Here is a 13,727-nt window from a genome sequence, read left to right on the forward strand (position 1 = left end):
TTATTGCGCCATCCATTGTTGTAATTGTTGCAGCAAGTCGCCACAAGCGGCCTGTAACTGCCCTTTGTCACCGCGCAAGTCTTTCAAACTCACACTTTGTTGGGCCAACTCTTCTTCACCGATGATGACGGCAAAACGCGCACCGCTGCCATCGGCTTTTTTCATTTGTGCTTTCAGGCTTTGGCTGCCCGAGTATTGCGATACTTTCAGGCCGGCTTGACGCAATTGCGTCGCCACAGTCAAAGCCTGTTGCATTGTGCCTGCACCTTGGTACATCACAAACACATCCAAATCAGCTGCCACATCCAATTGACCCGATTGTTGCACCAGCAATAACAAGCGCTCTATGCCCATGGCAAAACCAATGGCAGGCGCTTCTTTACCGCCCAATTCTTCAATCAAACCATCGTAGCGACCACCACCACAAATCGTGCCCTGCGAGCCCAATTCATTGGTCACCCACTCAAACACGGTTTTGTTGTAATAATCCAAGCCGCGCACCAAACGTGGGTTTTCCACATAGGCGATGCCGACAGCATCGAGCAAAGCTTTGAAAGTTTGGTGGTGCGACAACGATTCTTCACCCAAGAAATCAATCAAGCGCGGCGCATTGTTGGCAATGTCTTGTAAGTCGGGATTTTTGGTATCCAACACACGCAAAGGATTGGTGTGCATGCGGCGTTTGCTGTCTTCGTCCAACTGGGCTTCGTGTTGCTGCAAATACGCCACCAGTGCCTCACGGTGGGCTGCGCGTTCAGACGACACACCCAAGGTATTGATTTCCAATTCCACTTTATCCAAGATGCCCAATTGCTTCCACAAATCCGCTGTCATCACAATCATTTCAGCATCAACGTCAGGTTGGCTGTAGCCCAAAGCCTCACAACCGACTTGATGGAATTGGCGATAACGGCCTTTTTGTGGTTTTTCATGGCGGAACATCGGGCCCATATACCACAGCTTCATGGGGCCGTTGTAGAGCAAATTGTGTTCAACCACGGCGCGCAAGCACGAAGCTGTGCCTTCAGGGCGCAAACTCAATGATTCACCATAATCATCGAAAGTGTACATTTCCTTGCCCACCACATCGGTTTCCTCTCCGATAGAACGCACAAACAATCCTGTGGGTTCAATAATGGGGGTACGAATGAATTGATACGCGTATTGCTCTGCCCATGTGCTGATTTTTTGCTCGAATGCCAACCAGAAAGCCGAAGTAATTGGCCAATCTTTTTGTGTGACTGGCAGCAAATCATTCATGCCTTTAACAGCTTGAACCTTTTTTCCCATAATCTTCTTAAATCTTAACGAGTTTGAATTGGAATCACGCGATTTTGACGGCGTTTGGCACCGTTCTCACCGTAATTCGCTTCGACATATTCTTCTACGATGGCAATGAATTCTTGCGCCATATGGTCGCCTTTCAGCGTGACCTTGCGCTCGCCATCGACATACACGGGGGCAATCGGCGTTTCACCTGTACCCGGTAAGCTGATGCCGATATCGGCCAATTTGCTTTCACCAGGTCCGTTCACCACACAACCCATTACCGCCACATTCAAGCTTTCCACACCCGGGTATTTCAAACGCCATACTGCCATTTGCTCACGCAAGAAATGCTGAATGTCGCGCGCCAATTCTTGGAACACGGTACTGGTGGTACGGCCACAACCCGGACACGCGGTCACCAAAGGGGTGAAATTGCGCAAACCCATGGTCTGCAACAATTCTTGCGCCACCACCACTTCTTGGGTACGCGGCGCACCCGGCTCTGGCGTCAAGGAAATGCGAATGGTATCGCCTATGCCTTGTTGCAATAACACCGCCAAAGCAGCGCTGGAAGCGACGATGCCTTTGCTGCCCATACCGGCTTCGGTCAAACCCAAATGCAATGGGTAATCGCAACGCTGCGCCAAGTCTGAATACACTTCAATCAAATCTTGCACATTGCTGACTTTACACGACAAGATGATTTTGTTTTTCGGCAAACCCAAGTCTATGGCTTTTTGCGCCGATGTTAAGGCTGAGGTAATCAAAGCCTCTTTCATCACCGCATCCGCAGGCGCGGGCTCAGCCAAAGCCAAATTGGCGTCCATCATTTTTTTGGCCAAGCTTTGGTCCAAAGAACCCCAGTTCACGCCTATGCGCACCGCTTTGTCATGCAAAGCCGCTTGCTCTATCATGTAGGCAAATTTTTCATCGCCTTTAACGCCTTTACCAACATTGCCCGGATTGATGCGGTATTTGGCCAAAGCTTTGGCACAATCTTGGTAATCACGCAGCAAACGTTCACCATTGAAATGGAAATCACCTACCAGCGGGGTATTGCACCCCATGTCATCCAAGCGCTGGCGGATTTCAGCCACTTTACAGGCCGCTTCTGGGCTGTTGACGGTAATGCGCACCACTTCCGAGCCAGCATCGGCCAAGGCTTTGACTTGCAAAGCGGTGCCTTCGGCATCGGCCGTATCGGTATTGGTCATCGACTGTACCAAAACAGGGTGGTCAGAACCGACAAAAACATGACCTATTTGTACCTGTTGGGTTTGGCGACGTTTGATTTCACTCATGGTTGTGGCACCGTTAAGGCTGCGGTTTTGCCATCGACAAAATGGTTTTTAATGTCTATGACTTGACCATTGAAACTGATTTCTGAACCTGTGGCATAACCGATGCGTACTTGATACGGCGCTTTACCCTTAAATTGGTGGGTAGAGTTGGAAGCCACAATGCCACTGTGCAATGGTGTGCCATCGGCATCGGTCACGATCAAATTAGAACGGTAACGAATTTTGATTTGAATGCTGCCATCCGCCGCTACCGCACTGGCTGCGGCAGGAGCACTGGCTCCCACTGACGCACTGGCGGTGGCTGCTGTGGTCGCAGAAGCTTTCATAGGTACCACTTGCACATTGTCGGTCGCCAATTGCGGTTGTGCCACATCACCCACTTCCAAAGTGGATTTTTCTTGTTGACGTGTTTGTTCACTGGATTTGGATTGCCACAAATACACCGCACCCACTACTGCAGCCACCACGACCACCAACGGCAACCATTTTGGAAAACTTTTGCTTTTCTTTTGGTCTTGGAAATTCAAGCTGTCACGAGTTTCAGCCACTGGCGCGGCAGGAGCCGCAGTCACTTGACTAGGAAACACCTCATTCAAAAATGGGGTAATTTGTTCGGCATCCAAACCCAAAAACCGACCATAGGTTTTGATAAAACCTTTAACAAAAATCGGTTCAGGCAAACCTTTGTAATCACCACTTTCCAAACTTTCAATTTGTTTGGCTGAAAATTTCAAACGTTCAGCCACTTCACCGATGGCAATGTTTTTTTCGGTGCGTTTGGCTTTCAATAAGGCGCCAAGCTCTTTTGCAGCTTGATTGATAGCGCTCTCTTCTGACATGTTAGTGTCCTGTGGTCATTTGTTTAAGTTCTTCGGAATACGGGAAATTCGCACGCAATTGCATTTCATATTCTGCGGCTGCTTGCATTTGCCCCATGCGTTGTGAAATTTGCCAACCCAACAATAAATCGTCTGCCGACAATTGATTCACTTGGCTTTGGTAAATTCTAAAATAGCTGTCTGCTGAAGAGGCTTGCCCTTCATTCATTTTCAAACGCGCCAATTCTTTATTGGCTGCAACAAATTGTGGATTGGCCGCAATCGCTTGCTTTAGCAAGGCCTCACCTTGAGAGTACTGACCCAATCTTGCCGTACAAATGCCTTTGTTGTAATACGCGACAAAAGGGCTGGGATAAGTCGGATCACTCAAGGCAATGTCAAAACGCCCTAAAGACTCAGACACCCGTCCTAGTGAATTGCACAAATACCAGCCATAATTGTTATTGACCTCGGCACTTTGCGGGTTGATGGACAAGGCACGTTGATAACTTTCTTCAGCCTTATTAGTCATTTTCAAATAATGGTAAATTTCCGCTCGGGTCAGCCAAGCATTTAGATTTCTACCATCGGTAGCCAAGGCTTGTTCAATTGCTTCAATCGCTGCGCGATAATCTTGAGCATTCATGTACTCAATGGCCAATTGGGTCTTTATTCGCGATAAACTCTCTGCTTTTTCGGCCCGAGTCGGCTCTTTCAGCTTATCAGAAGAACATGCAGATAAGAGCAGCACACCCATGGTCAAGATTGAAACAATTTTTACCTTCATGACTGTCCCTTCTCCAAATAAATTTGTTCCCATTTGGCTTGGCGTTTGGTTTTGTCTTGCACTTGGCCAGCCAATTGTCCACATGCGGCATCGATGTCGTCACCACGTGTTTTGCGTACAGTAACAATAAATCCCGCTTGCATCAAAATATCTTTGAACACATTGATGCGCGCGTTAGTAGAACGCTCATATCCTGAGTTAGGAAATGGATTGAATGGAATCAAATTGAATTTACATGGCACATCTTTGACCAACTCCACCAACTCACGTGCGTGTTGTGGATGGTCATTCACACCATTGAGCATCACATATTCAAACGTGACAAAGTCGCGCGGCGCTTTCACCAAATAGCGTTGGCACGCCGCCATCAATTCTTTCAATGGATATTTTTTATTCAGCGGCACGATTTCATCGCGGATGCGGTCATTAGAAGCATGTAAAGACACAGCTAAGGCCACTGGTGCCACTTCTTTCAACCGGTCCATCTGCGGCACCATGCCGGAAGTTGAAACGGTTACACGGCGGCGCGACAGACCATAACCATGATCATCAAGCATGATATTGAGGGCAGTGACCATATTGTCAAAATTGGCCAAAGGCTCACCCATGCCCATCATCACCACATTGGAAATCACCCGTTCGTTTTTCGGCGTCACGCCCATGGCTTTGTTTGCCCACCACAATTGACCGATGATCTCGGCCGTGGACAAATTGCGATTAAAGCCTTGGCGGCCGGTAGAACAGAACGTGCATTCCAAGGCACAACCAACTTGAGAAGAAATACACAAAGTACCGCGTTCCGCTTCGGGGATAAACACGGTTTCGACACCGTTACCGGTGCCCACATCCAGCAACCATTTGCGGGTTCCGTCTTTGGAATGCTGCGATGTCATCAATTCAGGCACCACCAATTGTGCTTGATCATTGAGTTTCGCCCGCAACGATTTGGCCAAGTCGGTCATGTCGTCAAACGATGACGCACCGCTTTGGTGCATCCACCGCATCACTTGTTTGGCGCGAAATGGTTTCTCACCCATTTCTTCAAAATGGGCGGTGAGTTGAGGCAAATCATAATTCAATAAATTGGTGGTCATAACTTCATTTCAGGCCGCTTGTATGCATACACAAACGGCACATACTTACAAATTAACGTGAAACAACATCTTCAGGTTTGAAGAAGTAAGCGATTTCAATCGCAGCATTTTCCAAGCTGTCTGAACCGTGTACCGCATTGGCATCGATAGATTCAGCGAAGTCAGCACGGATGGTGCCAGCAGCAGCTTCTTTAGGGTTGGTAGCACCCATCAATTCGCGGTTTTTCAATACAGCGTTTTCGCCTTCCAAAACTTGGATCATTACAGGACCAGAAGTCATGAATGCCACCAAATCACCGAAGAAAGGACGTTCTTTGTGAACTGCATAGAAACCTTCAGCATCTTCTTTGCTCAATTGTTTCATTTTTGCTGCAACGATTTTCAAACCTGCTTTTTCAAAACGTGAGTAGATTTCACCGATAACGTTTTTTGCAACAGCATCAGGTTTGATGATAGAGATTGTTTTTTCAATTGCCATGTTTAAAGCTCCGTAAAAAATTTTCCAAGCAATCCGCTATTTTAGCAAGGTTTAAGCACTTGCTGTAGGCATTTTGCTTATGTTGTGTGTCAATTTTTGTTATTACCCAAGCTCAAGTGGGGTAAAGACAAATAAGAAGTGGATTCCATTTCCACCATTCGACTGACAGTGCGCTTGAATTCTTCCGCAAACGAGCCTTCCACATAAATATCGGCAGCTTCAACTTGCGATGTAGCGCACAGCTTGACACGGTAGTCGTAAAACACATCGATGAGCCAAGTCAAACGTCTGGCCTCATTGCGTTGCAAGGCCGACAGCTGAGTGATGTTCGACACAAACACCATTTGGTAATGCTGTGCCAAATACAGATAATCGGCTTGTGAGCGCGGCCCGAAACACAAGGTTTCAAATTCAAACCAAATCGCCCGTGACGTGTGCGCCTTGGCCTGTAATGGCCTGTCCCACACCGTAATCTCATTGACTAAGCGCTCTTGACCCGAAGTCATCTTGTCAAACAAGTCTGCCAGCTGTTGCTCATGCTCAGCATTGTTCGGCACCAGAAATACTGGTGCTTGCGTTAAGGTGCGCAGACGGTGGTCTTCACCACCATCCACATTCAACACCTGCAAATTGTTTTCGATTAAAGCAATGGTCGGCAAGAAACTGCTGCGGTTTTGGCCTTCAAAATACAGGTTTTTCGGTTCGTAATTGGAAGTGGCCACCATCACCACACCACGGCTGAACAAGCCTTCCAACAAACGCCCCAATATCATCGCATCGGCAATGTCACTGACGTGAAATTCATCAAAACACAATACCCGCACTTCGCGCGCCAACTCGGCCGCCACCATGTCGACAGGATTTTCTTCTGACTTCAAGGCGGTCAAGCGCTGGTGTATCTCCGCCATAAACGCATGAAAATGCACACGGCGCTTGCGTTTGTACGGCAAGCAACCGTAAAACGCATCCATCAAAAAGCTTTTGCCACGACCCACACCGCCCCACAAATACAAGCCTTTCGGCGATTGAGGTGAACGGATGCTGCGTCCCAAAAACCGATTGCGCTTTTGCTTAAACGCCATCAATTCGCCCCACAAGCGGTCTAAATAACCAATGGCAAGTTCTTGAGCAGGGTCCGCAATGAAACCAGGCGCTTGTTTCGCCTGCGCATACCACGTTACAGGCCGCTCACCTTGAAATGGAGGTGGCGCAAATGAAGAAGGAGTTTGGGTTTGGGTCATAACATGTGTTTTCAATAAATTGCCTAGATTGTACCCTGCAAAAAAAAAGCACCGCAAGTTTGCGGTGCTTTTATGGATACTGACTCAGTCAGCTACATTTTGCAAAGCTTGATCAACACGCTCGCGCAACTCTTTACCTGGTTTAAAGTGAGGTACATATTTTTCAGGTACTTCCACTTTATCGCCCGTTTTAGGGTTACGACCAACGCGCGCTGGGCGGTGGTTCAAATCGAAACTACCGAAGCCGCGAATCTCGATGCGTTGGCCTTTGGCCAATGAACGTGTCATGGTGTCAACTAACACCTTAACACTGTGCTCCACATCTTTGGCGACCAATTGAGTCCCCTTTTGGGCAGCAACTAGCTCTGCCAAGCGTAACATCAACTCAGATTTGGTCATGCACTTGCCTCTTACTCTTGCTCACCAGATAATTTGGCTTTCAACAAGTCGCCCAAGCTGGTAGTACCGGCATTGGCGCTGTTGCCAGCAACAGATTTCAACGCTTCAGATTCGTCTTTGGCGTCTTTGGCTTTGATAGACAAGTTGATGTTGCGGTTTTTGCGGTCTACGTTCACGATAACCGCTTCAACTTCGTCACCCTCTTTCAAGTGGTTGCGAATGTCTTCAACGCGATCGCGTGAAACTTCAGAAGCACGCAAGTAACCTTCTACATCATTACCCAAGTCGATCACAGCGCCTTTAGCGTCCAAAGATTTCACAGAACCTTTAACCAAAGCACCTTTGTCGTTCATGGCCAAGTAGTTGTTGAATGGATCGCCTTCCAATTGTTTGATGCCCAATGAAATGCGTTCTTTTTCAACGTCGATTGCCAATACAACGGCTTCAACTTCGTCGCCTTTTTTGTATTTGCGAACCGCTTCTTCGCCTTGTTCAGACCAAGACAAATCAGACAAGTGAACCAAACCATCGATGCCGCCAGCCAAACCTACAAACACACCGAAATCGGTGATAGATTTGATTGCGCCAGACAATTTGTCGCCTTTTTGGAAGTTTGCAGCAAACTCATCCCAAGGATTAGGCATGCATTGTTTCATGCCCAAAGAGATGCGACGACGGTCTTCGTCGATGTCCAAGATCATCACTTCTACTTCGTCGCCCAATTGAACCACTTTGCTTGGGTGTACGTTTTTGTTAGTCCAGTCCATTTCAGACACGTGAACCAAACCTTCGATGCCTTGTTCGATTTCAACGAATGAACCGTAATCGGTCAAGTTGGTCACTTTACCGAACAAGCGAGTACCTTGTGGGTAACGACGAGCCAAGCCATCCCATGGATCTTCGCCCAATTGTTTCAAGCCCAAAGACACACGGCTCTTCTCTTGATCGAATTTCAATACTTTGGCTTCGACTTCTTGACCCACTTCCAAAACTTCTGAAGGGTGTTTCACACGGCGCCATGCCAAGTCGGTGATGTGCAACAAGCCATCGATGCCGCCCAAGTCAACGAATGCACCGTAATCGGTAATGTTTTTAACGATACCTTTGATGATAGAACCTTCTTGCAAGTTTTCCAACAATGCTTTGCGTTCTTCACCCAAAGTTGCTTCCAACACCGCACGGCGAGAAACCACAACGTTGTTGCGTTTTTTGTCCAATTTGATGACTTTGAACTCGATCTCTTTACCTTCGTAAGGAGTGGTGTCTTTTACAGGACGGGTATCAACCAAAGAACCTGGCAAGAATGCACGGATGCTGTTGATCATCACAGTCAAGCCACCTTTGACTTTACCGTTGATCACGCCAGACAAGATGTCGCCATTTTCCATTGCTTCTTCCAAAGCAACCCAATCAGCAGCACGTTTGGCTTTTTCACGTGACAATTTGGTTTCACCGAAACCGTTTTCAACAGATTCGATGGTCACAGTTACGAAATCGCCAACTTTGACTTCAACTTCACCTTGGCTGTTCTTGAATTCGTTCACATCAATCAAAGATTCTGATTTCAGGCCGGCATTCACAGTCACGAAGTTACCGTCAATGGCAACGACTTCAGCGGTGATTACTTCACCTACGCCCATTTCCTGTAATGCAAAGCTTTCTTCAAGCAGTTGGGCAAAATTTTCCATACTCATAAATTCTCACAAATACACCGCCAAGGTGTGCGGGGGTCTGATTAATCACAGTCTACTTGCCCTGGCCAAGTAAACGATACAATTCATATTGTTACAACATAATGCATTTTTCAATTCAAACAATTGAATTAAAAAATGGAATTGCCGATTATATCTGAAAATCAGCTTTGTCGATACCAATCCAAAACTTTTTTTACCGCATTTTCAATGCTTAACTCGGTGGTATCGAGCAAATGCGCGTCTGGCAACTGTTTTAATGGGGCGACAGCACGCTGCGTATCGTTCAAATCGCGCTGTTTGATGTCGGCAACAATCGCCGCATAAGCCTCTGAATCCAAATCAATATGCAATTGCAAAGCACGGCGACGGGCACGCTCTTCGGCAGTGGCGGTTAAGAACACTTTCAATTTGGCATCGGGAAACACCACACTGCCCATGTCGCGACCATCGGCCACCAAGCCTTTGTTGCGAGCAAAGTCACGCTGGCGCTGCAATAAGGCCGCACGCACCGCTGGCCACTTCGCTACTTGTGACGCGCCCATGCCGATTTCTTCTTGGCGGATGCGCACGCTCACGTCTTCGCCCTGCAATAAAATCTGCCCAGCCACAAATTCCACTGGCAATTGCGCCGCAATGGCGGCCACTGCTGCCTCATCATCCCAAGCCACGCTTTGTTGTTGTGCGGCCAAGGCGGTCAAACGGTACAAAGCACCGGAATCCAAATAATCCATGTCCAAGGCTGCGGCCACGCGCGCCGCTACCGTGCCTTTGCCCGAAGCGCTGGGGCCATCTATTGCAATCACCGCTGTCATCTTGCGTCCTTAAAACTGCAAAAAGCGTGATTATAATCCACTTATTTCATAGGCGTCCTGTAAACCATCAATACAAGCGCGCACAGACTGGCTGCTATCGCCCTTTCAGGAACAGCGGAACTTGTTTACACTCTAGGCAGATTTATTTACAAGCCGCTTTATTTCAATTGAGTTGATGATGAAAGATTTTATTTTCTTACCCGCAAGCACCATCCAAGCCAGCCGCGTGCGTTTGCCCGGCTCCAAAAGCATTTCCAACCGCACCTTATTACTGGCGGCCTTAGCAGACAATGTGTGCGTGTTGCACGATGTTTTGGATTCAGACGACACCCAACGCATGCTCGAAGCCTTGCAGGTATTGGGTGTTGCCATCAGCTCTCCGCAAGCGGGCACGCATCAAGTCCAAGGGGTTACAGGCCGCTTTCCTACTACCGAAGCCAAATTGTTCTTGGGCAATGCTGGTACGGCGTTTCGCCCTTTGACCGCCGCTTTGGCGGTGATGCAAGGCCATTACCACTTGTCTGGCGTGGCGCGCATGCACGAGCGTCCGATAGGCGATTTGGTCGATGCCTTGCGTTTGGCCGGTGCCGACATCAGCTACGAACAAAACAGCGGCTATCCGCCCTTACAAATCGCCCCGTGGCAAGACAATGGCGTGCGCCGTGTTCAAGTCAAAGGCAATGTCTCCAGCCAATTCTTAACCGCCTTGTTAATGGCTTTGCCGCTTACCGGCAATGCTTACGACATCGAAGTGGTGGGCGAATTGATTTCCAAGCCTTACATCGACATCACCTTAAAACTGATGGCGCAATTTGGCGTGCAAGTGGCGCATGAAAACCACCAAGTATTCCATCTGCCTGCAGGCGTGGTTTACCACGCACCGGCGACTTTGCATGTGGAAGGCGATGCCTCCAGCGCCTCGTATTTCTTGGCCGCTGGCTTGATTTCAGGTCAGAAAATCACCGTTGAAGGTGTGGGAAAAAACAGCATCCAAGGCGATGTGGCTTTTGTGGACGCATTGGTGCAATGTGGCGCCCAAGTCAGCTATGGCGACAACAGCATCACCGTGTGGCGCGACGCCAAACAAGCGATTCAAGCATTTGATTTCGATGCCAACCACATCCCCGATGCGGCCATGACTTTGGCCATCGTTGCCGTCGCTTCAGGCCAGCCTTGCAGCATACGCAACATCGAAAGCTGGCGCGTCAAAGAAACCGACCGTTTAAGCGCCATGACCACAGAATTGCGCAAATTGGGCGTACTCGTGACCGAAGGCCAAGACTACATCAGCATCCATGCGCAAGCGCCACTCAAACCGAATGTGCGCATCGACACTTACGATGACCACCGCATGGCCATGTGTTTCTCCTTAATCGCTTTACTGGACACGCCCATCATCATCATCGAACCTGAGTGTGTGAATAAGACATTTCCGACTTATTTTAAAGAATTCGCCAAATTGTGCGTTTAATTGTCACCATGCTGCATTAAAATCAAGGCCGTAATATTCACATTGCTTAAGGGGTGAACCATGTTCCACGGAAGTTGCTTGTGCGGTGCGGTGAAATACACCATCAATCTGGAACAACTCGATGACATCACCTTGTGCCATTGCCACAATTGCCAAAAAGCCAGTGGCTCGGCCTTTAATGCGGTCACGCCAGTGGCGGCCGAATTCATGCAGGTGGAAGACGAGCAAGGCGTGCTCAAACAATACGAATCCAGCCCTGGCGTAGAACGCAATTTTTGTGGCAACTGCGGCTCGCCAGTGTTCAGCTTCCGCCCGGCCTTGCAACAATACCGCGTGCGCATTGGCAGCTTGGACGACAGCGTCAACATCAAACCGGCTCAACACATTTTCTACTCCTACCGTGTGCCGTGGTTAAGCATCAACGACATCGCCCCCAAATACCCTGAGGGTTTGTAAACACCATTTGTTGAATATGTGCTTGATGCTCATGCATTAAAAAGCGGCCTGTAACTGTTTACAGGCCGCTTTTTAATGGGTTCTTACCGCATTGTTGTGCAGCAACACATTGCAGGTTCTCACATACGGCACCCTACTTTAAAACCAACGCAGCCATTTTCAATGCCAAGCAAACATCACCAACACCCACCTTAGCGGTATTGAATGCAGACACAAGTTTGTTTAAACACAGGCCAGTTCAGCCATCAATAAAAGCGGCCTGTAAGGTTTACAGGCCGCTTATTACACCCTCAAACACTCAAATTGCGTATTCCACTTCGTATTTGGGCAAGTTCAAAATGCGGTCCAAGATGCGCTGCTCGATGTGGGCGACTTCGGTCAATTGCGTGCGCGGATAAGGCAAACGGATGGGAATGTCCAAATCGACATGGCCTTGCTCTATCAACACCACTCGCTCGGCCGTCAACACCGCTTCGTTGATGTCGTGCGTGACCAGCACCACGGTAAAGCCGTATTGCTGCCACAGTTTGGTAATCAATTGCTGCATTTCCAAGCGGGTTAAGGCATCCAAAGCGCCCAAAGGCTCATCCAATAACAACACTTTCGGTTGGTGGATTAAGGCGCGCGCCAAGGCCACGCGCTGTTTTTGACCGCCAGACAAACTGCTAGGCCAATCGTGGGCGCGTTCGGCCAAGCCAACATCGGCCAAAGCCTTGTAGGCACGCGGCTTCCAATCACCATCCAAACCCAAGCCGACGTTTTCCAACACACTCTTCCACGGCAACAAACGCGCATCTTGGAACATCAAGCGCGTGGCCGCTTGGCGTTCGACGTCGCTGTGTTCAAACGACACAATTTGCCCTTCGCTTACTTCGTCCAATTGCGCCAACAAGCGCAACAGGGTCGATTTGCCGCAGCCACTGCGGCCAACGATGGCGACAAATTCGCCGGCAGCAATGTCCAAATGGATGCCTTGAATGATGTGGCGCGGGCCAAATGCCTTGTGCACATTGACCAAACGCAGTGGGTAAGCTTGTTGTGTGCTCATTTCGACACTCCTTTGCTGCTGTAAGCGGGGTTCCACCGCAATAAGCGTTGCTCCAATACTCGGGCAATCCAATCGGCCACAAAACCCAAGGCCGCGTACACCAAAATGGTGAAGATAATCACATCGGCCTGAAAGAATTCACGCGCGTGCATGGCCAAATAACCGATGCCGCTGGAAGCCGAGATGGTTTCCGCCACGATTAAGGTCAGCCACATGATGCCGAGTGAAAAACGCAAACCCACCAACACACTCGGCAATGCACCAGGCAAAATCACCTCTTTAAACAAGCGCCAACCGCTTAAACCATAGCTTTGCGCCATTTCTATCAACGACGCATCAACATTGCGGATGCCATGAAAGGTGTTCAGGTAAATCGGGAAAAACGTGCCCAAAGCCACCAAAAACACTTTGGCGGTTTCGTCTATGCCAAACCACAAAATCACCAAGGGGATTAAGGCCAGATGGGGGATATTGCGTAGCATTTGCAAAGTGGTGTCCAATAAGGTGCGCAGCAGCGGCGACAAGCCAGTGGCCACGCCCAAGCTCAAACCAATAAGCCCTCCGAACAGCAAACCCGCACCGGCACGGGCGGCACTGATGCCCAAATGCCCCCACAATTCGCCCGAGGCCAACAAGCCCCAACCCGCTTGCACCACTGCCCACGGTGAGGAAATATTGCGCAAGTATTGTTCAGGCAACAACTGCCACGTCGAGACCGCTTGCCACACCAACAGTAATACAGTGGGCAATAGCCACGGCAAGATGGCTTGCACACCACGCTGCTTCAATAGGTTTACAGGCCGCTTGTGTTCGGTGCGCACACCGGTCAAAACATTGTGTTTGGTTTCAGCCATGACAA

Annotated in this window: 14 protein-coding genes; 2 read left to right on the top strand and 12 right to left on the bottom strand. The window is 48.9% G+C overall.

Annotated features, from left to right (window positions below; genetic code table 11):
* The 10 genes from hisS to cmk form a co-directional block, all read right to left on the bottom strand.
* Complete coding sequence (gene hisS, locus BN3003_RS08990) at positions 1-1,290, bottom strand: histidine--tRNA ligase (RefSeq protein ID WP_058356327.1); 1,290 nt, start codon at positions 1,288-1,290, stop codon at positions 1-3.
* A 14-nt stretch (positions 1,291-1,304) separates the two neighbouring features.
* Complete coding sequence (gene ispG / locus BN3003_RS08995) at positions 1,305-2,570, bottom strand: flavodoxin-dependent (E)-4-hydroxy-3-methylbut-2-enyl-diphosphate synthase (RefSeq protein WP_058356328.1); 1,266 nt, start codon at positions 2,568-2,570, stop codon at positions 1,305-1,307.
* Positions 2,567-3,409 carry a helix-turn-helix domain-containing protein gene (locus tag BN3003_RS09000; RefSeq protein ID WP_058356329.1) on the bottom strand — a complete coding sequence of 281 codons (843 nt, stop codon included), beginning with the start codon at positions 3,407-3,409 and terminating at the stop codon, positions 2,567-2,569. Before BN3003_RS09000 ends, ispG begins: the two co-directional genes overlap by 4 nt.
* Before the next feature lies 1 nt (position 3,410).
* Complete coding sequence (gene pilW / locus BN3003_RS09005; RefSeq protein WP_058356330.1) at positions 3,411-4,175, bottom strand: type IV pilus biogenesis/stability protein PilW; 765 nt, start codon at positions 4,173-4,175, stop codon at positions 3,411-3,413.
* On the bottom strand, positions 4,172-5,269 hold the full coding sequence (gene rlmN, locus BN3003_RS09010) for a dual-specificity RNA methyltransferase RlmN (RefSeq protein WP_058356331.1): 1,098 nt from the start codon (positions 5,267-5,269) through the stop codon (positions 4,172-4,174). Before rlmN ends, pilW begins: the two co-directional genes overlap by 4 nt.
* Positions 5,270-5,321: 52 nt before the next feature.
* Positions 5,322-5,747, bottom strand: a complete 426-nt coding sequence (gene ndk / locus BN3003_RS09015) for a nucleoside-diphosphate kinase (RefSeq protein ID WP_058356332.1) — start codon at positions 5,745-5,747, stop codon at positions 5,322-5,324.
* A gap of 89 nt (positions 5,748-5,836) precedes the next feature.
* Positions 5,837-6,988 (bottom strand): cell division protein ZapE, encoded by a 1,152-nt coding sequence (gene zapE, locus BN3003_RS09020; protein WP_058356333.1) that lies wholly within the window; start codon positions 6,986-6,988, stop codon positions 5,837-5,839.
* 84 nt (positions 6,989-7,072) lie between these two features.
* A complete protein-coding gene (locus BN3003_RS09025; RefSeq protein ID WP_058356334.1) occupies positions 7,073-7,387 on the bottom strand; it encodes an integration host factor subunit beta in 315 nt (104 codons plus the stop codon).
* Positions 7,388-7,398: 11 nt separating this feature from the next.
* Positions 7,399-9,081 (bottom strand): 30S ribosomal protein S1, encoded by a 1,683-nt coding sequence (rpsA, locus tag BN3003_RS09030; RefSeq protein WP_058356335.1) that lies wholly within the window; start codon positions 9,079-9,081, stop codon positions 7,399-7,401.
* Between the two features lie 161 nt (positions 9,082-9,242).
* The gene (gene cmk / locus BN3003_RS09035) at positions 9,243-9,893 is read right to left on the bottom strand and encodes a (d)CMP kinase (RefSeq protein ID WP_058356336.1); all 651 of its coding nucleotides are present in this window, start codon (positions 9,891-9,893) and stop codon (positions 9,243-9,245) included.
* Positions 9,894-10,071: 178 nt separating this feature from the next.
* Here cmk and aroA point away from each other — a divergent pair, with 178 nt between their 5' ends.
* Entirely contained in the window at positions 10,072-11,364 is a 1,293-nt protein-coding gene (gene aroA, locus BN3003_RS09040; protein ID WP_058356337.1) for a 3-phosphoshikimate 1-carboxyvinyltransferase, read from the top strand.
* A gap of 60 nt (positions 11,365-11,424) precedes the next feature.
* Positions 11,425-11,820 carry a GFA family protein gene (locus tag BN3003_RS09045; RefSeq protein WP_058356338.1) on the top strand — a complete coding sequence of 132 codons (396 nt, stop codon included), beginning with the start codon at positions 11,425-11,427 and terminating at the stop codon, positions 11,818-11,820.
* 298 nt (positions 11,821-12,118) lie between these two features.
* Here the strand turns inward: BN3003_RS09045 and BN3003_RS09050 are convergent, their stop codons facing one another.
* Positions 12,119-12,868 carry an ATP-binding cassette domain-containing protein gene (locus BN3003_RS09050; protein WP_058356339.1) on the bottom strand — a complete coding sequence of 250 codons (750 nt, stop codon included), beginning with the start codon at positions 12,866-12,868 and terminating at the stop codon, positions 12,119-12,121.
* Positions 12,865-13,722 (bottom strand): ABC transporter permease subunit, encoded by an 858-nt coding sequence (locus tag BN3003_RS09055; RefSeq protein WP_058356340.1) that lies wholly within the window; start codon positions 13,720-13,722, stop codon positions 12,865-12,867. Before BN3003_RS09055 ends, BN3003_RS09050 begins: the two co-directional genes overlap by 4 nt.
* Positions 13,723-13,727: the final 5 nt, after the last annotated feature.

The organism is Vitreoscilla massiliensis (genome assembly GCF_001457815.1).
In the GTDB taxonomy this organism is placed as follows: Bacteria; Pseudomonadota; Gammaproteobacteria; order Burkholderiales; family Neisseriaceae; genus Vitreoscilla; species Vitreoscilla massiliensis.

Coding starts and splice junctions, on each gene's coding strand:
- aroA (WP_058356337.1), top strand. CDS start 10,072: ATGAAAGATTTTATTTTCTTACCCGCAAGCACCATCCAAGCCAGCCGC.
- hisS (WP_058356327.1), bottom strand. CDS start 1,290: ATGGGAAAAAAGGTTCAAGCTGTTAAAGGCATGAATGATTTGCTGCCA.
- rlmN (WP_058356331.1), bottom strand. CDS start 5,269: ATGACCACCAATTTATTGAATTATGATTTGCCTCAACTCACCGCCCAT.
- BN3003_RS09050 (WP_058356339.1), bottom strand. CDS start 12,868: ATGAGCACACAACAAGCTTACCCACTGCGTTTGGTCAATGTGCACAAG.
- ispG (WP_058356328.1), bottom strand. CDS start 2,570: ATGAGTGAAATCAAACGTCGCCAAACCCAACAGGTACAAATAGGTCAT.
- BN3003_RS09025 (WP_058356334.1), bottom strand. CDS start 7,387: ATGACCAAATCTGAGTTGATGTTACGCTTGGCAGAGCTAGTTGCTGCC.
- BN3003_RS09055 (WP_058356340.1), bottom strand. CDS start 13,722: ATGGCTGAAACCAAACACAATGTTTTGACCGGTGTGCGCACCGAACAC.
- BN3003_RS09045 (WP_058356338.1), top strand. CDS start 11,425: ATGTTCCACGGAAGTTGCTTGTGCGGTGCGGTGAAATACACCATCAAT.
- BN3003_RS09000 (WP_058356329.1), bottom strand. CDS start 3,409: ATGTCAGAAGAGAGCGCTATCAATCAAGCTGCAAAAGAGCTTGGCGCC.
- rpsA (WP_058356335.1), bottom strand. CDS start 9,081: ATGAGTATGGAAAATTTTGCCCAACTGCTTGAAGAAAGCTTTGCATTA.
- zapE (WP_058356333.1), bottom strand. CDS start 6,988: ATGACCCAAACCCAAACTCCTTCTTCATTTGCGCCACCTCCATTTCAA.
- pilW (WP_058356330.1), bottom strand. CDS start 4,175: ATGAAGGTAAAAATTGTTTCAATCTTGACCATGGGTGTGCTGCTCTTA.
- cmk (WP_058356336.1), bottom strand. CDS start 9,893: ATGACAGCGGTGATTGCAATAGATGGCCCCAGCGCTTCGGGCAAAGGC.
- ndk (WP_058356332.1), bottom strand. CDS start 5,747: ATGGCAATTGAAAAAACAATCTCTATCATCAAACCTGATGCTGTTGCA.